The organism is Amorphus suaedae, from assembly GCF_053629675.1.
Genome location: NZ_JBRJIT010000001.1, coordinates 2587924 through 2612061, shown reverse-complemented (window position 1 = coordinate 2612061; position 24138 = coordinate 2587924). Strand labels below are relative to the sequence as shown.

General features: G+C 66.1%; 20 protein-coding genes. 9 read left to right on the top strand and 11 right to left on the bottom strand.

What is annotated here, in order from left to right; translation table 11 throughout:
• Nucleotides 1–81 precede the first annotated feature (81 nt).
• Together AB7M35_RS11660 and AB7M35_RS11655 are read left to right on the top strand one after the other, a co-directional pair.
• Nucleotides 82–768 carry a DUF2848 domain-containing protein gene (locus AB7M35_RS11660; RefSeq protein WP_453959938.1) on the top strand — a complete coding sequence of 229 codons (687 nt, stop codon included), beginning with the start codon at nucleotides 82–84 and terminating at the stop codon, nucleotides 766–768.
• Nucleotides 769–796: 28 nt separating this feature from the next.
• A complete protein-coding gene (locus AB7M35_RS11655) occupies nucleotides 797–1501 on the top strand; it encodes a GntR family transcriptional regulator (RefSeq protein WP_453959937.1) in 705 nt (234 codons plus the stop codon).
• 28 nt (nucleotides 1502–1529) lie between these two features.
• Here the strand turns inward: AB7M35_RS11655 and AB7M35_RS11650 are convergent, their stop codons facing one another.
• Nucleotides 1530–2219 carry a GntR family transcriptional regulator gene (locus tag AB7M35_RS11650; protein ID WP_453959935.1) on the bottom strand — a complete coding sequence of 230 codons (690 nt, stop codon included), beginning with the start codon at nucleotides 2217–2219 and terminating at the stop codon, nucleotides 1530–1532.
• Between the two features lie 175 nt (nucleotides 2220–2394).
• Here AB7M35_RS11650 and dctP point away from each other — a divergent pair, with 175 nt between their 5' ends.
• From dctP to AB7M35_RS11625, 5 genes are all read left to right on the top strand, one after another.
• Complete coding sequence (gene dctP / locus AB7M35_RS11645) at nucleotides 2395–3390, top strand: TRAP transporter substrate-binding protein DctP (protein WP_453959933.1); 996 nt, start codon at nucleotides 2395–2397, stop codon at nucleotides 3388–3390.
• 180 nt (nucleotides 3391–3570) lie between these two features.
• Nucleotides 3571–4140 carry a TRAP transporter small permease subunit gene (locus tag AB7M35_RS11640; RefSeq protein WP_453959932.1) on the top strand — a complete coding sequence of 190 codons (570 nt, stop codon included), beginning with the start codon at nucleotides 3571–3573 and terminating at the stop codon, nucleotides 4138–4140.
• Complete coding sequence (locus tag AB7M35_RS11635; RefSeq protein WP_453959930.1) at nucleotides 4137–5465, top strand: TRAP transporter large permease; 1329 nt, start codon at nucleotides 4137–4139, stop codon at nucleotides 5463–5465. The genes AB7M35_RS11640 and AB7M35_RS11635 overlap by 4 nt, the downstream gene beginning before the upstream one ends.
• A complete protein-coding gene (locus AB7M35_RS11630; protein WP_453959929.1) occupies nucleotides 5462–6835 on the top strand; it encodes a malonyl-CoA decarboxylase in 1374 nt (457 codons plus the stop codon). The genes AB7M35_RS11635 and AB7M35_RS11630 overlap by 4 nt, the downstream gene beginning before the upstream one ends.
• Nucleotides 6832–8343 (top strand): malonate--CoA ligase, encoded by a 1512-nt coding sequence (locus AB7M35_RS11625; protein WP_453959928.1) that lies wholly within the window; start codon nucleotides 6832–6834, stop codon nucleotides 8341–8343. The genes AB7M35_RS11630 and AB7M35_RS11625 overlap by 4 nt, the downstream gene beginning before the upstream one ends.
• A 38-nt stretch (nucleotides 8344–8381) precedes the next feature.
• On the opposite strand, the gene AB7M35_RS11620 is transcribed toward AB7M35_RS11625, so the two are convergent.
• From AB7M35_RS11620 to wecB, 3 genes are all read right to left on the bottom strand, one after another.
• On the bottom strand, nucleotides 8382–10541 hold the full coding sequence (locus AB7M35_RS11620) for a glycosyl transferase family protein (RefSeq protein ID WP_453959927.1): 2160 nt from the start codon (nucleotides 10539–10541) through the stop codon (nucleotides 8382–8384).
• Between the two features lie 9 nt (nucleotides 10542–10550).
• Nucleotides 10551–12749, bottom strand: coding sequence for a hypothetical protein (locus AB7M35_RS11615; RefSeq protein ID WP_453959924.1), 2199 nt, complete (start codon nucleotides 12747–12749; stop codon nucleotides 10551–10553).
• Nucleotides 12750–12839: 90 nt separating this feature from the next.
• Nucleotides 12840–13970 carry a non-hydrolyzing UDP-N-acetylglucosamine 2-epimerase gene (gene wecB, locus AB7M35_RS11610; protein ID WP_453959921.1) on the bottom strand — a complete coding sequence of 377 codons (1131 nt, stop codon included), beginning with the start codon at nucleotides 13968–13970 and terminating at the stop codon, nucleotides 12840–12842.
• Nucleotides 13971–14626: 656 nt separating this feature from the next.
• On the opposite strand from wecB, the gene AB7M35_RS11605 reads away from it, so the two are divergent.
• Both AB7M35_RS11605 and AB7M35_RS11600 read left to right on the top strand, forming a co-directional pair.
• Nucleotides 14627–16642 (top strand): NfrA family protein, encoded by a 2016-nt coding sequence (locus AB7M35_RS11605; protein ID WP_453959919.1) that lies wholly within the window; start codon nucleotides 14627–14629, stop codon nucleotides 16640–16642.
• A gap of 105 nt (nucleotides 16643–16747) precedes the next feature.
• The gene (locus AB7M35_RS11600) at nucleotides 16748–17578 is read left to right on the top strand and encodes a hypothetical protein (RefSeq protein WP_453959916.1); all 831 of its coding nucleotides are present in this window, start codon (nucleotides 16748–16750) and stop codon (nucleotides 17576–17578) included.
• A gap of 29 nt (nucleotides 17579–17607) precedes the next feature.
• On the opposite strand, the gene AB7M35_RS11595 is transcribed toward AB7M35_RS11600, so the two are convergent.
• The 7 genes from AB7M35_RS11595 to AB7M35_RS11565 all read right to left on the bottom strand — a co-directional run bounded on the left by AB7M35_RS11595 (nucleotide 17608) and on the right by AB7M35_RS11565 (nucleotide 24098).
• Nucleotides 17608–17955, bottom strand: coding sequence for a RidA family protein (locus AB7M35_RS11595; protein ID WP_453959914.1), 348 nt, complete (start codon nucleotides 17953–17955; stop codon nucleotides 17608–17610).
• Between the two features lie 23 nt (nucleotides 17956–17978).
• Complete coding sequence (locus AB7M35_RS11590; protein ID WP_453959912.1) at nucleotides 17979–19001, bottom strand: histone deacetylase family protein; 1023 nt, start codon at nucleotides 18999–19001, stop codon at nucleotides 17979–17981.
• The gene (locus tag AB7M35_RS11585) at nucleotides 18998–19492 is read right to left on the bottom strand and encodes an N-acetyltransferase family protein (RefSeq protein WP_453959911.1); all 495 of its coding nucleotides are present in this window, start codon (nucleotides 19490–19492) and stop codon (nucleotides 18998–19000) included. The genes AB7M35_RS11590 and AB7M35_RS11585 overlap by 4 nt, the downstream gene beginning before the upstream one ends.
• Nucleotide 19493: 1 nt before the next feature.
• The gene (locus tag AB7M35_RS11580; RefSeq protein ID WP_453960713.1) at nucleotides 19494–20426 is read right to left on the bottom strand and encodes a 3-keto-5-aminohexanoate cleavage protein; all 933 of its coding nucleotides are present in this window, start codon (nucleotides 20424–20426) and stop codon (nucleotides 19494–19496) included.
• A 2-nt stretch (nucleotides 20427–20428) separates the two neighbouring features.
• Nucleotides 20429–21784, bottom strand: a complete 1356-nt coding sequence (locus tag AB7M35_RS11575; RefSeq protein ID WP_453959909.1) for an aminotransferase family protein — start codon at nucleotides 21782–21784, stop codon at nucleotides 20429–20431.
• Between the two features lie 16 nt (nucleotides 21785–21800).
• Nucleotides 21801–22880: an ABC transporter ATP-binding protein gene (locus AB7M35_RS11570; protein WP_453959907.1), complete on the bottom strand. Its 1080-nt coding sequence runs from the start codon at nucleotides 22878–22880 to the stop codon at nucleotides 21801–21803.
• 78 nt (nucleotides 22881–22958) lie between these two features.
• On the bottom strand, nucleotides 22959–24098 hold the full coding sequence (locus AB7M35_RS11565) for an extracellular solute-binding protein (RefSeq protein WP_453959905.1): 1140 nt from the start codon (nucleotides 24096–24098) through the stop codon (nucleotides 22959–22961).
• Nucleotides 24099–24138: the final 40 nt, after the last annotated feature.

The following is a 24138-nucleotide window of genomic DNA, read 5'->3' as shown; positions in this document are numbered from 1 at the left end:
GGGCGGGCTTCGTCTGCCAATCGGCGCAACACCGCGATGAGCGGCCAAGCGCCATGGGAATGCGAGGGAAGGGCGACTGACATGACTGAACTTGCCGTTCACATCGAGAGCCTCGCCGGCCCGCGCCAGCGAACCGTTGCCGTCACGGACCTCGTCATCGCGGGCTGGACCGGTCGCAACAAGGAAGCGATGGAACATCACATCGCCGAGCTGGAGGCGCTGGGCGTCAAGCGCCCGCCACAGACACCGATGTTCTACCGCGTTTCCGCGAGCCGTCTGTCGACGGCCGATGAGATCGAGTGCCTCGGCGGGGCGTCGAGCGGTGAAGTCGAGTTCGTACTGATCTCCGCGCCAGACGGCCTCTACGTCGGCGTCGGATCGGACCACACCGACCGCGAGGCGGAAACGTCGGGCGTGACCCTGTCGAAGCAGTTGTGCGACAAGCCGGTCGGCGCAACCGTCTGGCCTTACGACGAAGTGAAGGACCATTGGGACGAGCTGCTCGTGCGCAGCCATGCCGTCATCGACGGTAAACGGGTGCTCTATCAGGAGGGGCCGGTCGCGGGCATGCTATCGGCGGAGACGCTGATGGCAGGCTACAGCGCGAGCGGATCGCTCCAGCCGGGAACCGTGATGTTCGGTGGAACGCTGCCTGCGATCGGTGGGATTCGGCCTGGAACCCGCTTCGAATGCGAACTCTGGGATCCAATCCTCAACCGGGGACTGTCCTGCGCCTACGATGTGAAGTCGTTGCCTGATCTCGGCTGAGCGTATGGCCGCAGCGGGGGAGAATGACATGCAGGCTATGGGCGTCGGCGAGCAGGCGGAACGGGGCGGCGAGGCGGGAGCGGCGCGTGACGGGCTCCGTCACCGCAAGTCGCTGCGCGAGCGGGCCTACGAGGCGATCAAGCAGCAGATCATCACCTGTGAACTCCGGCCGGGCGAGGTCCTGAGCGAGGCTGCGGTCAGCGCCGCTCTCGACATTGGCCGGACGCCTGTTCACCAGGCGCTCGACCGGCTGATGCTCGAGGGGATGGTTGACGTTCTGCCCCGCAAGGGCGTGATCGTGCGTCCCCTGAGCCTCGACGAGGCGCTGGAGATCATCGACGTGCGTCTCGTGAACGAAACCTACTGTGTCCGACTGGCCGCAGACCATGCCGATCGGGCAGACGTTGACGCCCTGCGTGCCAATCTGGATCGCATGAGCGACGCGTCCCGGCGACGGGACGTCGCGGAGATGATGCGGCTGGACCGGGCGTTTCACACGACGCTTTCATCGGCCGGCCGCAACACGATCCTGTCCGACTTCCTCGGCAACCTGCACGACAGGGCCCAAAGGTTCTGGTTCGTGTCGCTGCGCGCGCCGGATCACAACGACCGCGTCTGCGAACAGCATGCCGCGATCGTGGATGCGATCGCGTCCCATGATCCGGACGCGGCCGAAGCTGCAATGCGCTTTCATATCGAAGCGTTCCGGACCAACGTGACGCGTCAGATCTGACGGCTGGCGGCCGCCGGCCGTCGGATGCCTATTCGGCAGCATCCTTCGTACGCAGGATCGCAACGAAGTCGGCGAAGCGCTCGCCCTGGATCGTCACGTGGTCACGCAGTGCGGTCTCCGCCGAAGCTGCGTCGCCGGTCGTGATGGCCTCGACGATGGCACGGTGCTCGGCCAGCGACTGTCCCATTCGCCGCGGAACGCGGAGCTGCAGGCGCCGATATGTCATCAGCCGCTGATGCAGGCGGGTCGCCTCCGCGGTGAGATAGTCGTTGCCGCTGGCCGCGTAGATGATCGCATGGAACTGGCCGTTCTCGGCATAATAGGCATCGGGATCGCCGGCGGCGGCCGCCGCCTCGCACGCCTTCAGGCTGGCGACCAGCCGCTCGAGTGCCTCGGGTTCGGCGCGCCGCGCGGCAAGCCGCCCCGCCATGCCTTCCAGGCCGGCCATCACCTCGAACATCTGGATCAGGTCGCGGGTCGACATGCGTCGAACGAAGGCGCCGCGATTGGGGATCAGGTCGACAAGCCCGGTGGAGGAGAGCTGGCGCACGGCCTCTCGCACCGGTGTGCGCGACACGCCGAACCGCCGCGCGAGCGCCTGCTCGTCGAGCCGCGTTCCGGCCGGAGGCGTTCCGGTCAGGATCTCGTGCTCGAGCGCATCGCGGATGTCCACGACGCGCGAGCGGGAGGCGCGGGAACGGGGTGCGGGCGTGGTCATCGGGAAACTGCCGGCAACTCCTGGTACCTTCAGAGCGGCTTTCGGTCGCCATCCGTCTCGGAGTTCGAGAGGAAGCGCCGTCTCAAATCGTATACAACTGCATTGACATCGCATGCAACAGCTGGTTGCCTGCCCTCAACGTGCGGGACATGCACGGATAGAGGGAGGAACACCAATGACTGTAAAATCTGCAATCCTGTCCGCCGTCTGCGTCGCTGCGCTGACCGGCGGTGCCTACGCCGAAGACATCACGCTGCGGGCCTCGCATCAGTGGCCGGGCGGCAAGGGCGACGTTCGCGACGTCATGGTCGAGATGATTGGCGACGAGATTGCCAAGGACGATGTCGGCCTCAAGTTGCAGGTCTTCCCCGGTCAGTCGCTCTTCAAGGCCAGGGACCAGTGGGGCGCCGTGACCAAAGGGCAGGTCGACATCACCGCCTTCCCGCTCGACTACGCCTCCGGACGCCATCCGGAGTTCTCCGCGACGCTCATGCCGGGTCTGGTCGGCAACCACGAGCGTGCCCAGCGCCTCAACGATTCTCCGTTCATGGAATCCATCAAGGCGTCCATCGAGAAGGCCGGCGCAATCGTGCTGGCGGACGCGTGGCTGGCCGGCGGGTTCGTGTCGTCCACCGAGTGCATCACGACGCCTGACAGCGCCAAGGGACAGATCCTCCGGGCCGCCGGACCGGCGTTCGAGGAGATGCTGGTGGGCGCGGGGGCCTCGATCTCCTCCATGCCGTCCTCTGAAATCTACACCGGCATGCAGACCAACGTGCTCACCGGCGCGAACACGTCCTCGGGTTCGCTGGTCTCTTATCGGATCTACGAAGTCTCGAAGTGCCTGACGGCGCCGGGCGAGAATGCCCTCTGGTTCATGTACGAGCCGATCCTGATGTCGAAGCGCTCCTTCGACAAGCTGAACGAGAAGCAGCAGCAGGCGCTGCTCGAGGCCGGCAAGAAGGCGGAGGCCTATTTCGCCGAGGAAGCCGCCAAGCTCGATAGCGAATTGATCGAGATCTACAAGAAGGCCGGCGTCGAGGTCGTCGAGATGTCGAAGGAGAACTACGACGCCTGGCTGAAGATCGCCAAGGAGACCTCCTACAAGAACTTCGCCGAGAAGGTGCCGAACGGCCAGGAACTGATCGACCAGGCCCTCGCCGTCAAATAGCGGGTCCATCCGGGCGGGGCCGCACAGGTCCCGCCCTTCGTTTTCCGGGAGCCTTTGCGGCGGGGGCGGATCGAGAGCACCCGACGGAAACCGGCTCCTGTTTCATGTGCCTGAGCGCTATCCGGCTTCGCGGATCCCCGTGTGTCCGCGCCGAAATCGCTCGTGTGGGGGAGAGTGCCGATGCGCGGCTTCGTAGCTGTCGTATCCTTCATGTCGCGCATCGCCGGCGTGGTGGCGGCCGTGCTGTTGTTCACGGCGGTCCTTTCGGTCAGCCATATGGTGTTCGTGCGGTACGCGCTCGGTCATTCGACCGTCTGGCAGACCGAGTACACGACCTACGCGATCGTCGCCGCGACGTTCCTCGGCGCTCCCTGGACCCTGATGGTCCGCGGTCACGTCAATGTCGATCTGCTGCCGCTCGCCGCCGGTCGCCGTGGTCGCATCGTCCTGGAAACCTTCAGCAGCCTTGCGGCGCTCGTCTTCGTCCTGCTGCTCGCCTACAGCGCCTGGTTCTTCGTGGAAGAAGCCTGGGTCAACGCGTGGCGCACCGAAACGGTCTGGTCCATTCCGCTGTGGATCCCGGTCGCCCCCATGTTCGTCGGCACGGCGCTGCTGGCGCTCCAGTACGCCGCCGAACTGATCAACCTCCTCGTGTTCGGTCCGCGGGATGACGGCGACGACCCGCTTCTTGCGTCAGGCACCGCTCCGTTTTCCGGGACGATCCACAATTCGGAGGGCACCCGCACATGAGCCCGATGACCTCTGGCCTCCTCATGCTGGCGGGGCTGTTCGTGTTGCTCAGCATCGGCACCCCGATCGCCTTCGCCCTCGGGCTCGTCGCCCTCGGCGGGCTCTATTCCGTCTACGGAGGCTCGTTCCTGGAAACGCTGGGCGAGCAGATGTTCACCTCGCTCTCGTCGTTCAGCCTCGTTTCGATCCCGATGTTTATCCTGATGGGCGCCGCGGTGGCGTCCTCGCCGGCCGGCAAGGACCTCTACGAGGCGCTCGACCGGTGGCTGAACCGGGTGCCGGGCGGCCTCGTTCTGTCGAATCTGGGGGCCTGTTCGATCTTCGCGGCGCTCTCGGGTTCCTCGCCGGCGACCTGCGCGGCGATCGGCAAGATGGGCATCCCCGAGATGCGCGCCCGCGGCTATCCGGCCGAGATCGCCGCGGGGTCGATCGCCGCCGGCGGGACGCTCGGAATCCTGATCCCGCCCTCGGTCACCATGATCGTCTACGGCATCGCCACCGAGACCTCGATCGGGCGGCTGTTCCTGGCGGGTCTGGTGCCCGGCTTCATGCTCACCGTGTTCTTCATGGTGTGGACCGTCATTGCCTGCAAGCGGCGTGGCCTCGGCCTGACCGACCTCGCCAAGCGCTTCACCATGCGCGAGCGGTTCCGCGCGCTGCCGCGCGTGCTGCCGTTCCTCGCCATAGTCGTCGGGGTGCTCTTCACCCTCTACGGGGGCGTCGCGACGCCATCTGAGGCGGCGGGCGTCGGGGCGCTGTTCTGCCTGATCCTGGTGGTGCTGATCTACGGCGTGTTTTCCAGGAGCTGGAAGTTCCGGCAGATGCCGGTGATCTTCCGCGACACGCTCAAGGAGAGTGTGATGATCATGCTGATCATCGGCGCCTCCGAGATCTTCGCCTTCGCGCTGTCGTCGCTGTTCATCACCCAGTCGGTGGCCCAGGGCATCGCCGCGATGGACGTGAACCCCTACGTGCTGCTGGCGATCGTCAACGTGTTCCTGCTGGTGGCCGGGTTCTTCCTGCCGCCGGTGGGCGTGATCCTGATGACGGCGCCGATCCTGATCCCGATCATCACCGGTGCCGGCTTCGATCCCTACTGGTTCGCGGTGGTGCTGACCATCAACATGGAGATCGGACTCATCACGCCTCCCGTGGGCCTTAACCTCTACGTCATCAACGGCATTGCGCCCGACATCTCATTGAGTCAGATCCTGCGCGGCTCGCTTCCCTACGTGCTGTGCATGGTGCTGGGAATCGTCGTGCTGTGCGTCTTCCCGGAAATCGCTCTCTTCCTTCCGAACCTGGTGATGGGGCCTAGTCTATGAGCGGCGTGTCTCTGCTGTCCGATCTCCTGGGAACGCTCGCCCGCAGGTCCTGGCTGGGCGAGAGGCCCGCAGAGAAACGGCTGACGGTCGACGAGCTGAAGGACCTGTGCAGCAAGCTCGTCCGTTCGCGCGGCGAAGCGACCGGGGTGCGCATAGCGGCAGACATCCTCCAGGGCGTGAGCGCCCTCGAGGACGACGAGATGCCGGCGTTCTTCCAGATGTTGGCCGATCGGTTCTCCCCGGATGCCCCCCGCCTTGCCGAGGCGGCAAGCGCCTATGCCGCCCATCCGGACCATCACGCGCTCGCGCGTCTGCAAGCCGAGGCCGAGCCGCCGCGGCAGGAACTCTTCCGCCGTCTCAATCTGGCGCCGGGCGGAACCGCCGAACTGGTGCGGCTGCGCGAGCGGCTGCTTCCGCTGGTACGCGATGGCGGCGATGGCTTCCTGTCCGTCGACCTCGACCTCCAGCACCTGTTCGGATCCTGGTTCAATCGCGGCTTCCTGGTCCTTAGGCCGATCAACTGGGACACCTCTGCCCGGGTCCTGGAAAAGATCATCGCCTATGAGGCCGTGCACGCCATCGACGACTGGGATGCGTTGCGCGAGCGCCTGGAGCCGGCCGACAGGCGATGCTTCGCCTTCTTCCATCCCTCGATCCCGGACGATCCGTTGATCTTCGTGGAGGTGGCGCTCACCCGCGAGATCCCGGCGAAGATCGACACGCTGCTTGCCAGCGACCGTGAAAGGATCGAGCTGGAGGACGCGCAGACCGCGGTCTTCTACTCCATCTCCAACTGCCACAAGGGCTTGGCTGGCGTGTCGTTCGGCTCCTTCCTCATCAAGCAGGTGGCCGAGGATCTGAAGGAGAGCGTGCCGACCCTCAAGACGTTCGTGACCCTGTCGCCGGTCCCGACCTTCGCGAAGTGGCTGGACAGCCTGACTAAATCCACCGTGGCGCGGCTGGAGGCGGACGAGAAGCAGGCGATCGCCATCGTTGCCGGTCAGGGCTGGGCCAGCGACCCGGAAACCGCCGAGCAGGCGGAGGAGGGGCTGTTGTCGCTGGCGGCGCGCTATTTCCTCACGGCCAAGCGGAGCGACGGCCAGCCATTGGATCCGGTCTCGCGGTTCCACCTCGGCAACGGCGCGCAACTGCATCGCATCATGCATCTGGGCGACGCGTCCCCGGGAGGGTTGCGGCAGGCCTGCGGGCTGATGGTCAACTACCTCTATGACCTGCCGCGCGTGGAGGAACGCCACGAAGCCTACGCGGATGCCCGCACGATTGCCGCGAGCCGGCAGGTGATGAACCTCCTGCCTGCGCGCGCCGCACAGACCTCCACCACCGACGCTTCCGCGGAGACTGCCGCATGACGAACCACCTTTTCAACGGGCTGCTCGACACCGGGCTGGCCGCGCCCGAGCGGACCTTCGCGGAGCTCACGAGCGGCGAACGCTTCACCTACGGCGACCTCGACACGATGTCGGCGCGCATGGCGAACGTTCTGGTCGCGAATGGTGTCGAGCCTGGCGACCGGGTGGCGGTGCAGGTTGAAAAGTCTGTCCAGGCGCTGATCCTCTATGTGGCGACGGTCCGTGCGGGAGCGGCCTTCCTCCCCCTCAACACCGGCTACACATCCAGTGAGATCGACTATTTCCTCAACGACGCCGGACCGCGCGTCTTCGTGTGCGATCCGGGCACGCAGGGAGCCCTGTCCGGCATTGCCGAGAAGGCCGGCGCGGCAGTGCTGACCCTCGGCAAGTCCGGCAAGGACGGCACGCTCGCCGACCAGGCAAGCGACGCGAAGACGTCCTTCGATCCGGTGCCGCGCGGAGCCGACGACCTGGCGGCCATCCTCTACACGTCGGGGACGACCGGACGCTCCAAGGGGGCGATGCTGAGCCATGAGAACCTGCTGTCGAACGCGCGCGTCCTGAAGGACACATGGGCGTTCACGCGGGACGATGTGCTGCTGCACTGCCTGCCGATCTTCCACACCCATGGCCTGTTCGTGGCGACCAATACCGCGCTGGTCGCGGGTGCATCGCTGATCTTCCTGCCGAAGTTCGATCTCGACGAGATCTTTGCCCAGATGCCCCGGGCGACATCGATGATGGGCGTTCCGACCTTTTACACCCGCATGCTCTCCGACCCGCGGCTGACCCGCGAGCTGGCGGGGCACATGCGGCTCTTCACCTCCGGCTCGGCCCCGCTCCTCGCCGACACGCACGTCGCCTTCGAAAAGCGAACCGGCCAGCGGATCCTCGAACGCTACGGCATGACCGAGACGAACATGAACACCTCCAACCCCTACGACGGGGAGCGCCGGGCCGGAACGGTCGGGTTCCCGCTGAAGGGCACCGAGGTGCGCATCGTCGGCAAGGAGGACGGAGAGCCCGTGCCGCAGGGCGAGATCGGCGTGATCGAGGTGAAGGGGCCGAACGTCTTTTCAGGGTATTGGAAGATGCCGGAGAAGACGGCGGCGGAATTTCGCGAGGACGGGTTCTTCATCACCGGCGATCTCGGCGTCATCGACGCCGACGGCTATCTGACGATCGTCGGGCGGGACAAGGACCTGGTGATCTCGGGCGGCTACAACGTCTATCCGAAGGAGATCGAGGGCTTCATCGACGAGTATCCGGGCGTGGTGGAAAGCGCGGTCATCGGCGTGCCGCACGCTGATTTCGGCGAGGGCGTCGTGGGCGTCGTGGTCGCCAGCGAGGCGATCGAGGAAAGCGCGCTCCTCGCTTCCCTGCAGGGCCGACTGGCGAAATACAAGCAGCCGAAGCGGATCGTTTTTGTGGACGAACTGCCCCGCAACACGATGGGCAAGGTTCAGAAGAACCTGCTCCGCGACTCCTATTCCGGGCTGTTCTCGTGAGGCCCGCTGGCGCCGAGCTGCGGTGACGTTCCGACCTGTCAGGTGATGGGTTGGGGCGCCGGCTCCGCGGCGGAAGCGTTGCCGTCACGCCGGTGCGCCTCGAACAGCCGCTGCTGCTCGGCCACGGCCCTGGCGAGGAGTTCGGGTGTGAGCAGCCCCCGTTCCACCAGGAATTCACCGATCTTGCCGTGCCTGCCCGGATCGTAGGCGGCGATCGCCAGGTCGAGGTCGAACGGAGAGATCAGGCCGGATTCGATCAGCAGCTCGCCGAGCAGCGGAGTTGCGGGCTGATCATCGATGGGCGCATCGCCGCCGGAGAGGATGCGCAACGCGGAGGTTACCTCGCTCTCGGTCGCGATGTTCAGCGCGTAGCCATCGGGCAGGTGCTCCGCGAGTTCCCGTTCGTGGTCTGGCGAGAGCGGGCCGGTAATCGCCAGCTCGACCTTGCCGCCTGCCTGTCGGCCGAACGGCACCGCTCCGCAATGCACGCACACACGCAGCGGCAGAAGCTCCGCATGGGCCCTCACCATCGCCTCGCTTAGCCGGCAGCGCGGCAGCCCGTTCTGGAAGCTCATGGCTTCTGCCAGGGTGTCCTCGTCGAGCGCACCGCGAAGAATGAGCGTCCGGCCCAGTGGCAGGTGGGTTGATGCCTGATCGACGAGCGCTTCCGTCAGCACCCGATCGTCGACCGCCCTCCACGACACCAGCAGTTCCCCCAGTCGCTGGCTGCGGTTCGCGGTCAGTTCGAAGGATGGGAAGTCGTGCATGGTCTTGTCCCAGACCAGCTTCTTTCCGAACAGGTAGTTGGCCAGGAACAGGCGCCAGGCGCGTGCCGCTGCACAGAAGTTGATGAAGTTGCCGATGACCATGCGCGGCGCCGACAGCAGCGCGTGCTCCCAGCCGTAGATGCGGCCGACGAAATACATCCGCTGGACCACCCGTAGCGACAGGGCGACGGCGTTTGCCTTGAGTGCCAGGGCAACCCAGCCATCGGGCGCGATGACCGCAGGAAACCGCAGCGTGGCGATGCCGAAGAGGGAGCAGAAGTAGAGGATCATCACCTGCAGAACGAGCAGGTAGGCGATGATGCTGACGAACGAGGTCACCAGCCCCTTGCGGTCGCGAAAGAGCAGATAGCGTTCTGCCAGTCCGCCGCGCCAGCCGATCTGCTGCCAGCCCTGCAGCGCGATTCCGAGGGTCCAGCGTGCCTTCTGTCGATAGGCCGCGCGGAACGTGTCCGGGAAATACTCGCGCACGCACATCGGCATCTCGATGCGGTTCCGCTTGTCGCGTCCATAGCCGAACCAGGTGTGCCGGGAGACCTCGTAGCGGACGGGAAACTGGCAGAACACGCCCTGCAACCCGTAGGCCGACAGGCGCGCACCGATGTCGTAGTCCTCGGTCAGGCTTTCGACGCTGAACGGCTGGTTTTCATCGCGCTCGCACAGCACCAGGAGGGCGCGGCGGGAGAAGCATGTCCCGACGCCCGCCGAGGGCACCATGCCGGACATGCTTTCGCGAACGACGAGATCCTTGGCGTGCCATTCGGCGAACTCGTCCATGTAGGTGCCGGCAACCAGCTCGTACCAGTCGCGCTCCAGCGAGGTGACCGGGATCTGGATCAGGTCCTTGCGCGGCAGGAGATAGTTGAAAAACCGCAGCTCGAGCGGGTGGAGAACATCCTCGCTGTCGTGCAGCACCACGCCGGCAAATTCGGTGCCGTGTGTCTTCTCGTACCCGAAGATCGCGGCGATGATCCAGTTGAGGCAGTCGGCCTTGCAGGTCGGCCCGTCGTGTGGAACTTCCACGCGAACGAGCTGGCCGTAACGCCGCCGCATGCGCTCCACCTCGGCGATCGTGCGCTCGTCGTTGCGATAGGTCCCGGCGAAGATCGTGTAGGTGCCGTAGTCGAGCGTGTTGACCATGTTCTCGAGCATCGGCGCAATCACGTCGTACTCGAGCCACGCCGGGATCATGATCGCGATCGGTTGCTCGGGCCGCGCCAGGATCTGGCTTGCCTCCAGCGGCTTGTGCGTCCGCCACACCGTCAGGGAACGCCAGATGCGTCGTGACCAGTACCAGGCGTCGATGAAGAGGTCGTCGACGCTGGAGATGAGGATGATCAGGCTGATGAGCCCGATCAGCCACTCCAGCGTCGAGTAGTAGGACGCGAATAAGTACGGCGCGTAGAGAGACATCGTCTTGCGTCAGTGCTTCTTCGCGCGACGGCGCGCAAACACGGCACGCAGCACCATGAGAACGAAAAGGATCACGACGGCCGCGGCGATGGGAACCCGCGCCTCCCATGCTTTGAGAAGGAGGCTCTCTGCCTTCTCGGTCACCGTCCCGCTGTCCTCGACGGTGTCCGCCTTACGCACCGCGGTGGGGGTCAGGATGGAACCGTCGGGCGTGATGATGGCCACGCTGTCGCGACCAAATCGGAAGGAATGGCTGACCGTCGGCAACGACGTTCCGAGCGTGCGCACCTGAATGCCCCTCTGACCCTCGAGGTCGAACGCTTCGGCCACCACGAGTTCGTCGATCGGCTGGGCATCGATCACGACGTCACCGTCGCGTTTCACGACCAGGCGTCCGTTCTCAACTGAGACGCTGGAGTTGGCACCAGCGACGGTGTTCCCGAACGCAAGGAAGGAGCTGTCGACGGCGACAGGCGAATCCACGGCGCTGAAACGGGTGTTTTGGACGGAAAGGCCGGTCGAGTCGGCACCGCGCACCACGAGGGGAAGCGAGGCCTCGGGGTCTGCCAGATAGCTTGCCGGGACGATCAGCCGGGGATTGACGGCAAGACCTGCGACCGCAGCCACGAAGCCTTCCAGGCGGCCCGGCTTGCCAAGAACGATGCGGCTTGTGGGCAGCACCTCTGCCGGAAATGCCTGAGGCGTCTCCGAGCAGTTATAGCTCGACGGCTGCCGCTGGACGCGAACGGTGAGGAGGTTGCTCTCAGCGAGCGCGTAGGCGGGAATCGCAGCCGTGATCTCGGTCGAGCTGCCGTCTTCCGGGAGCCGTGCGGCACCCAGCAGATAGTCGTTGAGAAGGACCGATGCGACGGGCGAGGAGGCCGATGCCCCGGGCGCCGCAGCGACGTCGATGACCACGCTGGACGGCAGCAGGCCCTTGGCGGCGACGGAGCTGAAGTCGAAAACCGTTGTCCAGTCCGATTGCGCGAGCACGTTGAAGGTGCCCCGGGTGCCGCCGAGCTGGACCAGGGGGATACTGTCTCTGTCGGTGTCGTTCGGATCAATCGCGTTGACGGTTATCGAGCGCGATTCCGCGAGCTTGCGCCAGAAACTGCCGAAAAGGGTCGCTGCGTTGCCCGCGCCGCCAGGGGGTATCGCCATCAGCGGCCGGTTTGCGAGGGTTGCGAGGCTGACCGTCGGTCCGGGGTCGGTGTGCACGAAGCTGGCTGCGCCGTCACGAAGCTTCTGGAAGGCTGCCTGCGCATCCGCGCCGCTCACCTGTTGCGCGAGGGCATCCAGCGCATCGCCGATCGATGCCTGGAGTGCCGGATCCGCGATCGCGAGATCAGCGGCGAGCGGGCTCGTCGGCAACAGAAGCAGCGCGCCAAGTTCCGCCTTGTCCCGGATCGTGTGGATGCCCTTGCCGCCGAGGCTCGCGAACGCCGGGAGACCGCTCAGGGCGGCGGGCACCTCGAGATCGGTGATGTCGACGTCGTCACCAACGTCCGGCAACGTCCGGAAAGTGGGGGATTTGCCCTGGTGCTCGAGCGTGACGCCAATGCGCCATGCCGCGTCGTACACCTCGGAGGGCGTGGACTTTCCGGAAACCAGGACGACGGGTTTGGACGGAAGCGCGCTCCAGGCCGTCAGAAGGTCGGTGATGCCGGCGGTGTCATAGCGGAACTGGAAGCGGGAGGACGGATCGATGGAGATGAGGTCGCCGATCGCGCGCGCTTCGCTGCAATAGTCTTCCGTTGCCACCGACCAGCGCAAGCCGAGTTCGACAAAGCCGGTCGGCCGCGCCGCGGCGTCCACGCCGATCACGAGATCCAGCGGTCCTTTTGCGGACGTCGGCGCGCGGGCCGCCACGGGATATCCGTCCACGGACACGACGAAGGTCGTCCGGCGATCGTCGGCCCGGAAAAAGCGGCTCTCGATGGAAACCTCGGCATCCTTGATGTCGAGGCCGGTCGGAACGGGCAGATAGACGAGCCGGCTCGCGTCGAGGGACGCGAGCGTTTCGGGCTTCGTCAGGCCGATGTCTGCGAAGGTGTAGCTGCGCGTAACCCAGGTATCGGCCTGCAGCGCCTCGAGCGCCGAAACGACGGAAGCGGAATCCGCATCCTGGGCATGTGCGGCGAGTGCGGACGCCAGAAGGGCAATTGCCCCGAGCGTTGCGGTACGGGCGTTCGGCGTCAATCGGATCATGAAGCTGACTTATGTTTTTCTCTTGAGGCAGCAAAAAGCGGCCGTGCGCGTTTGGGGCGCTATCGATGCGGTCGTGCGCGGCGGGTGGAGTTAGTTAAACTCCTCGATCATGTTCCCTTTGAGCGCGGCGACGATGCGTTCGGCCGCGTGGCCGTCGCCGTAGGGGTTCGTGATGCGAGACATCTCCATATAGGCGGCCTCGCTGTCGCACAGACGTGAAATTTCTGTCACGATTCGATCCGGGTCGGTTCCGACCAGCCGCACCGTGCCGGCGGTGACGGCTTCCGGCCGCTCGGTCACGTCGCGCATGACGAGCACCGGCTTGCCCAGCGAGGGCGCCTCTTCCTGTACGCCGCCGGAATCCGTCAGGATCACATGTGCCCGCTGCATCAGGTAGACGAACGGCAGATAGTCGAGCGGAGGGAGCAGGTGGATCGCGCCTTGCGTCCCGAGCATCGCGCGGACGGGACCCTGCACATTGGGGTTGAGGTGAACCGGATAGACGATCTGCACGTCGTCGCGCGCAGCAAGCGTGGTCAGCGCCCGGCAGATGTTCTCGAAGCCGCTGCCGAAACTCTCGCGTCGATGCCCCGTCACGAGGATGATTTTCCGCAGCGGGTCGAGAAAGGCGAACTGCTCCGTTAGGCGTGAGAGCAGGGCGGGGTCGGCCTCGATCGCCGCAAGGGTCGCTTCCAGCCCGTCGATCACGGTATTGCCGGTGACGAAGATGCGTCCGGCGGCCTGGCTTCGCTTCAGGTTTTCCTTCGCGGTGTGGGTCGGGGCGAACAGGAGGTCGGCTACCAGGTCGATGACACAGCGGTTCATTTCCTCCGGCCACGGCTGGCTGAGATCGAATGTCCGCAGTCCCGCTTCGACATGGGCGATCGGGATATGGCGGTGGAAAGCGGCGAGCGCGGCCGCCATTGCCGTGGACGTGTCACCGTGCACCAGAACACGGTCGGGCCGAACGTCGGCCAACACCGTATCCACCGCGCTGATGGCCTTGGCGACTAGGCCATTGAGCGACTGGTCGCGCGTCATGATCTGAAGATCGTGGTCGGGCCGGATGTGGAACAGGTTCAAAACCTGTTCGAGCATTTCGCGGTGTTGGCCCGTAACGCAGACCACCGACTCAATGGTCGGGTCTGCTTCGAGCGCCATCACCACCGGCGCCATCTTGATGGCTTCCGGCCGGGTTCCGAAAACGGAGAGGACTTTCACAGAAATCACCTGACGTGCCGCCGTGGCGCGAGTCCAGCCACGACCTGACACCGTGCGCGGGACGACCTGGCGGGCTTGGTTTTGCGGCTCGCCGAGATCGCCACTCCGCCGCCTGGCGGGGTTGCACGCTCCAAGCCGATTGCGAGCACGCTCTTACGTCCGGCAGGCCCTCCTGTCGACTCTGGCCAATGCGTTGCCTGCGGCAGATTGAATCAGCGGGCGCCGCCCGACGCGCGGCGGGGCGGCGCCGGCCGCGGGCAGATGGCTGTTCGAAGTCTCGCTCGGGCGGGAAGTGCTGGACGCTCGACTCGCGGGACTCGATGATCGATTCGCGGTCGGAAATTGATTCGCGCAGCCGCTGCCGTCCGGTCGGTACGGCCGACCGGCTCTTGTCGGTGCTTCTGGCCCGTCTCGGAGACCGGCATATCGCTCCGGCTCCTGAGATGGCGCGCAGGGCGGTCTCTTGCCCGTTCAGAGGCGCACACGCAGGAAAGGCAAGGGTACAGGTGGAGATCTTGCGATCTGGTAAAGCGCCGCGGTCGGCCTCGCGCAAAGGCGGGCGGTCCGCTTGGCGGTTGCCTGCGCGCTGGCTTCTGCCTGCCCGCGGTCCCTTGGGATGCCTTCTTGTCCTGGGCCCGCTTTTCTGCGGCGCATTCGTGAACCCTTCGGCGTTCGCGCAAGATCCGGGGCAGGCTGGTGCTGCGCCGGAGACCGCCGGTCCGGGGACCGGGTCCTCGACGAATGCCGCGCGGCCCGACGGCGAACCAGCCGCGGCCCCTGCGGCCGAGCCGACAGAGAGCGGTGTCGAGATCGTCCCGCTGCCGTTGACGGGGCCGGCCTATCTTCTTGCGCAAAAAGCCTACGCCGAGCTGGACGCCGGCGACTACGACGCGGCGATCGCCCATACGCGTGAGGCACTGCGCCAGCGGCCGGACGTACAAAGGCTGAAATATCTGCTCGTCGACGCCCTCGTCGCGGCGGGGCGGCGCGATGAGGCAGAGGCGGCGATCGAGGGCTATCTCGCGTCGACTCCTTCCGATACGCGGCTCCAGGAGACGCTGGCCATGCTGCGGGCCGGACCCGAGGGCCCCACGCCCGCCTTCCTCGCGGCCCGGGATGCCTATGCCGCCTATGCCGCGCGCAAATACGAGCGCGCGGTCGCGCGGGCGGAAGATGCGCTCCGGCTCGACCCGGGCAACGCCGCCTACCGCAAGCTCTTGGCCAACGCGAAGGCGGCAATCGTTGCAAGCAGGCCCGATCCGTCGTTCGTCGCGGCGCAGGCCGCCTACCGCGCCTACGACGCCGGCCGCTACGACGAGGCGATATCCAGCGCACGCACGGCGGTTCGCCTTGCTCCCGGTAACCGGGGCTACAGCCTGCTTCTGGCCGATGCCCTGTCGGCCGCCGGTCATCCCGATCAGTCGCTTGCCGTTCTCGGTACTCTGCCTGACCCGGACCGCTACGACGTCGTCTCCCGCATGGCGGTCGCCGAAGCAGACCTTGAGAACTGGACCGCTGCCGCATCGGCCTATCGCCAGGCAAGGCTCGTTGCGCCAAACGAGACCGACCGGGCTACCGCAGTTGCGGGCGAGATCCGGGCGACGGCGGCCGCCGGTGACAAGGCGGCGGCCGCCCGTCTGTTCGACGAGGCGAATGCGGCCGGCGCCCTGGCGGCGCTTTCCGATCTCGATCGCGCCTACACCGCCGCCAATGTCGGCCGGGACGCCGCGGCCCTCGCCGCCTTCGATGCGGCCCGCGAGGCCGGCAAGGTGCACGGCACGGTCAATTTCGATGCGGCCTATGCCGCCAAGCACGCTTTTCAGAATGCCGATGCGGTTGGTTACTTCAAGTCGGGCATCGACGATGCCGTCGCCGCCGGGCAGGACATCAACGATCCGACGCTGTTTGCGATCCGGCGTGACGTCTCCGACCTGACGCGCGTCTGGGGCGCCTATCTGACGCTGTCGCATGCCCCGCTCGGTGCGGCTCAGGCCGGCTCGGGCGTTTCATCGTTCACCAACGGCTCCGCCATCACCCAGCTCGGTGCGGAGGTCTTCTGGCGACCGCCGGTGATCGGTTATCGCGACGGCGCGCTGTTCGAGTTCTTCGCCCGTGACTTCATCACCCTGCACGACGAGTCGGGCGGCCCCACCGGCTTCAGCACCCAGCAGGGCATGGTTGGTGCGCGCTGGAAGCCTCTGAAGGACTGGAACCTGGTCTTCGAAGTGGCGAAGCTCGTCAAGCTCGGTTCGGATGCGCGCAACGACACCGTCCTGCGCACCGCGTTTTCCGAAGGGATGGGAACAGACCTGCGCGTGGACGTGCCGTCCTGGTGGATGTGGCAGGTCTACGGAGAGGTGGACTACTACCTGGAGAACCCGCAGACGATTGCGCTGGCGGACGCGCGGGTCGGCCGCAGCTTCCGCCTCGACGGGATCAGCGACCGGCTGGTGGCCACACCCTTCGTCGGGATCTCCGAGAGTTATGACAGCTCGCTGGCAACGGCGGAGGCGCTTGGTGCGGGACCCGGCATCGCGCTGCGCTACTGGTTTCGCGAGGACACCTATAATGCGCCGCGGTCCTATGTGGATGCCAGCATCCGCTATCACGCCAAACTCACCGGCGACGACCGTGCAGAGGGCCTGTTCGGCGGCATCACCTTCTACTACTAGCCCCGGGCGCTCTCGATCGGCGATCGGCAGGCGGTCAGAATTTGGCGTGACCGGTCAACGAGGTCCTGGCGGTCGGGAAGCATGGTTATGAGGTGGAAGTTTGCCGTGGCGCTTGCCCTCGCGCTCGCGGTTCTGGCCGGGGCCCTTGCCGGACTGCGATGGTGGTCGGAGCCCGAAAGCGCAAAGATCGCCGGAGTGTTGTGGCAGCCAGATCGCGCGACCGTGCGCCCGGATGGCAACTGGGACCGCCTCGGTGCGCGCACGCTCGTCGTGCAGTTCGGCGTCGCCGGGGACGTGGCGTTCTTTGCGGGTCTGTCGGAGACGCCGGTGTCGCCGCTTCCGGACTGGTCGCGGATCGCGCGGGAGCCTTGGGCGAAGGACGTGATCCTCGGGCTCGCCGGTGCCTATGACGAGCCCTGGGCGCGCGCGCATGTGGCGGAGCTCGTGGCGCGGTCCCGGCAGGTTGCCGCCCTGAAGACGCCGCTGAACGTCACCGGCTTCTATTTTCCCGTGGAGGTGGATCCAACCTGGACGGAGGCGCCTGAGATCGCGCCGCTGCTCGATCAGTTGCCGCGTCCGCTCTGGATCAGCGTCTATGACAACTCCAACATCGGCCCTGACACGCTGGTCGACTGGTTGGAGACGTGGTTGCCCGGCGATGTCGGGGTGTACTTCCAGGACGGTGTCGGCGTCTTCGCCCGCTCGCCCGAAGTCGCGCGCGACTATGCCGAGGTGATGCGCGGGAGGTTGGGAGCGGCACGGTTCCGGCTCATCGCCGAAGCCTTCCGGCCGAACCCCGGCGGCGGTTTTCGCTCCGCCACCGCCGGGGAACTTGTTTCACAGCTCGATGCCTACGACGGATTCCAGACCTATCTGTTCGACGGACCGCACTACGTGTCGGAGGAACTCGTCGACAAGGTTCTGGAAGCCGACTGACCCGCCGGCGGGGGCCGTCCGGCCCGGTGCTACTGCGCGGCGACGATGATGATCTCGACGAGGTGCTTCGGCGTGGCGAGCTTGGCTTCGCCGGTCGCGCGGGCCGGCGCATGGCCCGGTGCCACCCAGGCGTCCCAGACGGCGTTCATTTCGGCGAAATCGGCCATGTCGGCGAGCCAGATGGTGGCCTGCAGGATCCGTGTCTTGTCGGTGCCCGCGGTCGTGAGATGCGCGTCGATCTGTTCGAGGATGGTCTTCGTCTGCTCGGCCACGGTGGTGTCCGGCGTGCCGACCTGGCCAGCCAGATAGACGGTGCCGTTGTGGATCACGACCTGGCTCATGCGGGGGCCGGTCTCGTGTCGGATGATGTCGCTCATTGTGTCCTCTGGGTGGGCAGGGCTCAGGCTTCCGCGAAGCCCTGCAGTACGTGGGTGAGGTTGTCGCCAAGGGCGTCAGACAGATACCCGCCCTCCTGCACGAAAAGCGTGTCCAACCCAAGCCCCGCGATTGCCGCACCGATCCGGGCGAAGCCTGGCGTGGTCACCGCGAGACCCTTGAACGGGTCGTCGACATGGGCGTCGAGACCCAGTGCCACGACCAGCGCGTCGGCTCCGAAGGCCACAATGCGCTCGAAGGCGAGGTCCAGCGTTTGGAGAAAGGCGTCGTCGGCGGTGCCGCGCTCCAGCGGAAGGTTGAGATTGAAGCCCAGACCGTCGCCTGCGCCGCGCTCGTGCGCATGGCCCCAGAAGAACGGATAGAAGCGGACCGGATCGGCGTGAATCGAGACCGTCAGGACGTCGGCGCGGCTGTAGAAGATACCCTGGGTGCCGTTGCCGTGGTGGACGTCGACATCGAGGATCGCCGGCCGACGGCCGGCCGCGCGCAGTCGCTCGGCCGCGATGCCGGAATTGTTGAGGAAGCAGAAGCCCCCGGCGAGATCGGCGAAGGCGTGGTGGCCGGGGGGACGGCTGAGCGCGTAGGCGCTCCGCTCGCCGGCCGCGACAAGGTCTGCCCCGGCGATGGCGCTCTGCGCCGACCAGTAAGCGGCCTCGTAGGTGCCTTCGGCGATCGGACAGGCGGTGTCGGCCTGATGATAGCCAGCCTGGCCGACGGCGGACTTCGGGTAGGAGTCGCTTCGGTTGGCCGGATGGATGTTGGGGATGACCTCGGCGCCCGCTCCCTCGATCCGCCGCCAGCGCGCATGGATGGTCTTCAGGAAGGCGAGGTACTCGGCGGAGTGAACGGCGGCGATCGGTCCGGTCCCCGCGTCCGAAGGAGAGCCGAACACGCAGCCGGCGGCCTTGGCCGCCGCGCGGAGCACCTCGATCCGCCGCGGCTGTTCCGGGTTGGGCAGGATCGTGCCGTTTGCCATGAAGTGCTTCGGATCGTGGCGCCACTGGCGTTCGTCGAAGATCGCTTTCATCGGTACCTGTCCTGGCTGGCCGCGAGCGACGCGAAGCCCGCCGCATCGAGTGTCAGTGTGGTCTCGCCGCTGGCGGCGATGAACCCGAGCCGGTCGTAGAAGGTCCTCGCCCGCGAATTGCCGTCGTAGACCACGAGCTTCAGGAACTTCGCGCCCCAGACGGCTTCCGCATCCCGGGCCGCCGCCGCCAGAAGGCGTTGGCCCAGACCCGCGCCGCGCACCGACGTGGCGACCCAAAGGTCGGAGACGTAGAGGCCAGCGCCGGCACGAACCGTGGAGAAGACGGGCGAATAGAGGGCGATCCCGACGACCGAGCAGCCGGCTTCGGCAATCTGCGCCCGAAAGGCTGGATGGGTCCCGAAACCGGCCTCCCGCAATTGCTCCGGCGTGGCGCCATGGGGGTCCCCGATCGCCTCGGAGAGGTGGCGCAGTGCCGTGTCCAACTGCCCTGTGTCGTTGGCTTCGGCCAGCCTGATGGTGATGTCGCTCATGTCAGATCGCGGTCCGGTCCGCACCCTTGAGGCCGAGCATGTCGCGCGCCTCGGCAGGCGTCGCCGGCTCACGCCCCAGTTCCGCAACGATCCGTCTGATCTTCGCGACCTGCTCGGCGTTGGAACGGGCGAGCGTCCCGCGCGCGATCATCAGGCTGTCCTCCAGGCCGACACGCACATGGCCGCCGAGCGTTGCGGCCATGGTCGCCATCGGCATCTGGTGCCGTCCGGCAGCGAGGACGGAGAAGGCGTAGTCGGCGCCGAACAGCCCGTCGCCGATCAGCTTCATGTGCATGAGGTTGGCGGGATCGGCGCCAGCCCCGCCCAGCACCCCGAACACGAACTGGATGAAGAACGGCGGTTCGACCAGCCCACGGTCGGCGAAGTGGCGCAGCATGTAGAGATGGCTGAGATCGTAGCACTCGAACTCGAAGCGGGCACCGCGTTCGGTGCCGAGCTCGGTCAGGATGCGTGCGATGTCGCGCGGCGTGTTCTTGAAGACGAGGTCGTCGGACGACTCCAGGAACGGCTTTTCCCAGTCGTGTTTCCAGGTGTCGATCTTCGCCGCGGCCGGGTACAGCGCGAAGTTCATCGAGCCCATGTTGAGCGAGCACATTTCGGGCTCGAAGCGCTTCGGTGCGGCCAGCCGTTCGTCCAGCGACATGGTCGCGCTGCCGCCGGTCGTCAGGTTGAGCACCGCGTCGCTGGCCTGCTTGAGACGCGGCAGGAACGCCCCGAAATCCTCCGGCAGCGGCGAGGGCCGGCCCGTCGCCGGATCACGGGCATGCAGATGCAGGATCGCGGCGCCCGCCTCGGCGGCATCGACCGCCTGCGCGGTGATCTCGTCGGCGGTCACGGGCAGGTGCGGCGACATCGACGGCGTGTGGATGGAGCCGGTGACCGCGCAGGTGATGATGATTTTCGACACACAAATACTCAGGCGCTCTGCGGAAGGGCCGCATGGATTTCATCGGTGAACTGACGCAACGACAGCTCGAGAAGGCCGGTGATCTCGTCGATCTGGGTCTCGTCGACGATCAGCGGCGGGCAGACCAGGATGTGGTCGCCTTCGAAGCCGCCACGGGTGCGGCGGGAGTAGACGATCAGGCCGTTGTCGTAGGCGATGTTGACGAAGCGCTCATGGGCCGAGAGGGCCGCCGGCAGCGGCGCCATCGTCCGCCGGTCGGCGACGAACTCGAAGGCGAGCAGCAGGCCCTTGCCGCGGACGTCGCCGATCATGGCGTGACGCTGCATCAGGTCTTCCAGCCGCGACTTAAGGAGATCGCCCATGCGTTCCGCGTTGGCGATCATGCCCTGGTGCTCGATCTCCTCGATTACGGCAAGACCGGCGGCACAGGCGAGCGGATTGCCGGCGTAGGTGTAGCCGTGCTGGAAGCCACCGCTCTCCAGCACCGGATCGATCAGCCGATCGTGCGCCGCCATCGCGCCGAGCGGGACGTAGCCCGCCGCAAAGCCCTTCGACATGACGACGATATCGGGTTCGAGGCTCCAGTGTTCGCCGGCCAGGAAGCGGCCCGTGCGTCCCGCCCCGGTCATCACCTCGTCGAGGATTAGCAGGATGCCATAGGTCCGGCAGATCTCCTGGATCCGCTCCATGTAGCCCTTTGGCGGGACCAGGGCGCCGGTGGAAGCTCCGCCGACGGGCTCGACGATGAAGGCGAGCACCGTCTCGGGCCCTTCCTCGAGGATCTTCGCCTCCAGCATGTTGGCGTAGTGCAGGCCGGTGGCGTCGTCGTCGGGATCGAGCCCGTCCAGATAGGCACGCGGCGCAGGAATCTTGGGCATCGTCCGCATCATCGGCAGGAAGGGTTCTGTCAGCGGGTCGTAGCCGGTGAGGGCCAGCGCGCCGAGCGTCGAGCCGTGATAGGAGGGGTTGCGGGAGATGACCTTCCAGCGCGAGGCCTGACCCGTCGACACCGCATGCTGGCGGGCGAGCTTGATGGCGCTCTCGACCGCCTCGGACCCGCCCGAGACGAAGAAGATGCGGTTCAAACCCTCGGGCATCAGCGACGCGGTCTTGGCCGCGAGCTTCTCCGACGCCTCGGTTTCGAAATGCAGACGGTATCCGAAGGTCGCCTTCTCCATCTGCCGTCGCATGGCGGCCAGCACGACCTCGTTGGAATGACCGATGTTGCAGACCATCGCGCCCGACGAGCCGTCGATGTAGCGCTTGCCGTCGATGTCCCACATGTAGATTCCGCGGGCCTCGTCCAGCACCGGCTTGCGCCGCCGTGTCTGGTAGAACAGGTGGCTTTTGTACTGAGCACTCATCTGGCGCGTCCGGATGTCAGGTTGTGGGAAGTGCTGCGCAATCGCGCGGGCGGAGGTGCAGGGCGACCTCCGCACCCTCCGCGAACGGGCGATCGTCGATCATGTTGATCGCCTGAAGCTGGTGCTCGCCGACCCGGACGAAGTAGCGGGCGGACTGGCCCTGATAGTCGACGGTTTCGACGACGCCCGATGCGGTGACGAGGTCATCCGCTGGCGTGCCGGGGGTCGCGAGATGAAGCCTCTCGGCGCGGATAACGAGCTTCACCGGGCCTGCTTCCCTGATCAGGGGGGCCCGCTCGCGGGGAATGGAGAACCGTCCGATGCCCGCGGCCTCGATGCCGACGGCATTTCCGTCGACGCCGGTGCATCGCGCGTCGAGCACATTCGAGGCGCCGAGGAAGCGGGCGACGAATTCCGACTGGGGATTGTTGTAGACGTCCTCCGGGGCGCCGATCTGCTCGACCCGCCCGTCCGACATCACCACCACCCGGTCGGACATGGCCAGCGCCTCGGACTGGTCGTGGGTGACGAACACCGTGGTGACGCCGATCCGGTGCTGGATCCGCTTGAGCTCCACCCGCATGTCCTCGCGCAGGTTCGCATCCAGCGCGGAGAGCGGTTCGTCGAGCAACAGGACGTCGGGTTCGATGACGAGGGCGCGGGCGAGCGCGATGCGCTGCTGCTGGCCTCCCGAAAGCTCCTTGGGATACCGGTCGCCCACATGCGGCAGCTGAACGAGCTCCAGTGCCTCGCGCACGCGGCGTTCCGCATCGGCGCGCCCCACGTCGCGGTATTTCAGGCCGAAGGCGACATTCTCCGAAATCGTCTTGTGGGGAAACAGCGCGTAATTCTGAAAGACGAGGCCGAGATTCCGCTTGTGGATCGGCACGTCGTTCATGCGCCGGCCCTTGATGGTGATCTCACCCTCGCTGGGGTCGAGCAGCCCGGCGATCATCCGGAGCGTCGTCGTCTTACCGCAGCCGGACGGGCCCAGCAGCGTGACGAAGGTGCCCTCGGCGATCTCCATCGACATGGGATGGAGCGCGGTGAAGCTACCGAAGCGCTTGACGATGTTGGTGAGTGTGACGGCGCTCACGGGATTGAATCCGGTTCTGGTTCGCTCGGAAAGAGGGGGAGTGCGCGCCGGCGCGGCACGCACTCCCACAATCGCGGGTCAGTAGCCCTTCTGGACCTGGCTGAACTTCTTCGACCAGGCCTGCTCGTGACCGTTCCAGTAGGCGGGATCGGCGAAGGTGAGGCCCGACAGGGTGCCCGACGGGTCGAAGGCCGGCAGCTTGGGGATCTTGGTGCCGAGATCGACCTTCTTCGGGTCGAGGGCGGGCGGATAGTTCTGCCCTTCCGCCACCGCGATCGACGTCTCCGGCGCCAGCATGAAGTTGAGCAGTTCCTCGCAGGCGCTCATCGGCGATCCCTTGATCACGAACAGGCACTCCTGCCAGCCGAACCCGTTCGGCGGGTCCATGTAGCCGATGTCGTGACCCTGCTCCTGCAGCGCGTAGATGCGCCCGGACCAGCCCTCGGTGACGTAGATCTCCTCTTCGGCGAGGAGGCTCATCAGCTCGGCCCCGGAACTCCAGTACTTCAGGAGAAGATCACGGTTCTTGCGCACCGCGTCCCAAACGGCGTCCATGTCGGTCGCGTTGTTGGGGTCCTGGTCGGTCTGCAGCGAGGCGTACCAGATGCGGGTGCGCCAGTCGCTCCAGCCGCCGATCTTCTTCTTGTACTTCTCGTCGATCAGGATCCTGGCGCCCTTTTCCTTTACCTCCTCGTCGGAGATGTACTTGCGATTGTAGGCGATGCCGGTGGTGCCGTAGTCGTAGGGCACGCAGGAGAGCTTGCCGTCGCTCACCTTGCGGAAGACGTCGGTCAGCTTCGGGATCACGTACTCGAGGTTGGGGATCTTGCTCTCGTCGAGCGTCGAGCCGAGGCCGAGATTGGTGTAGCGCACGTAGTCGAAGACGCCCGACAGATGGGCGATGTTGTACTCGCCGGGCTGGCTCGCCTTCACCCGCGACAGATATTCGTCGCCGCCGCCGAACGTGCCGTCGACCACCTTGATGCCGGTCTTCTCGGTGAAGGGCGTGAAGGCATACTTCTGGAAGGCCTCGGAGACGACGCCTCCCCAGCCGTCGAAGCGGACCTGGTCGACGGCCGCCAGCGCCTGCCGGGCGAACGGCATCTGCACGCCGTAGGCTAGGCCTGCGGCCCCCAGCAGGCCGAGGAAGGTGCGGCGGTCGACGCTTCCGTCCATGTAGCGTTCGCGGAGGCGTTCGTAGCGTTTCGTATCGTCCATTTGATGGCTCCTTTTCCCTGGAAGGTTGTTTGTTGTGGGC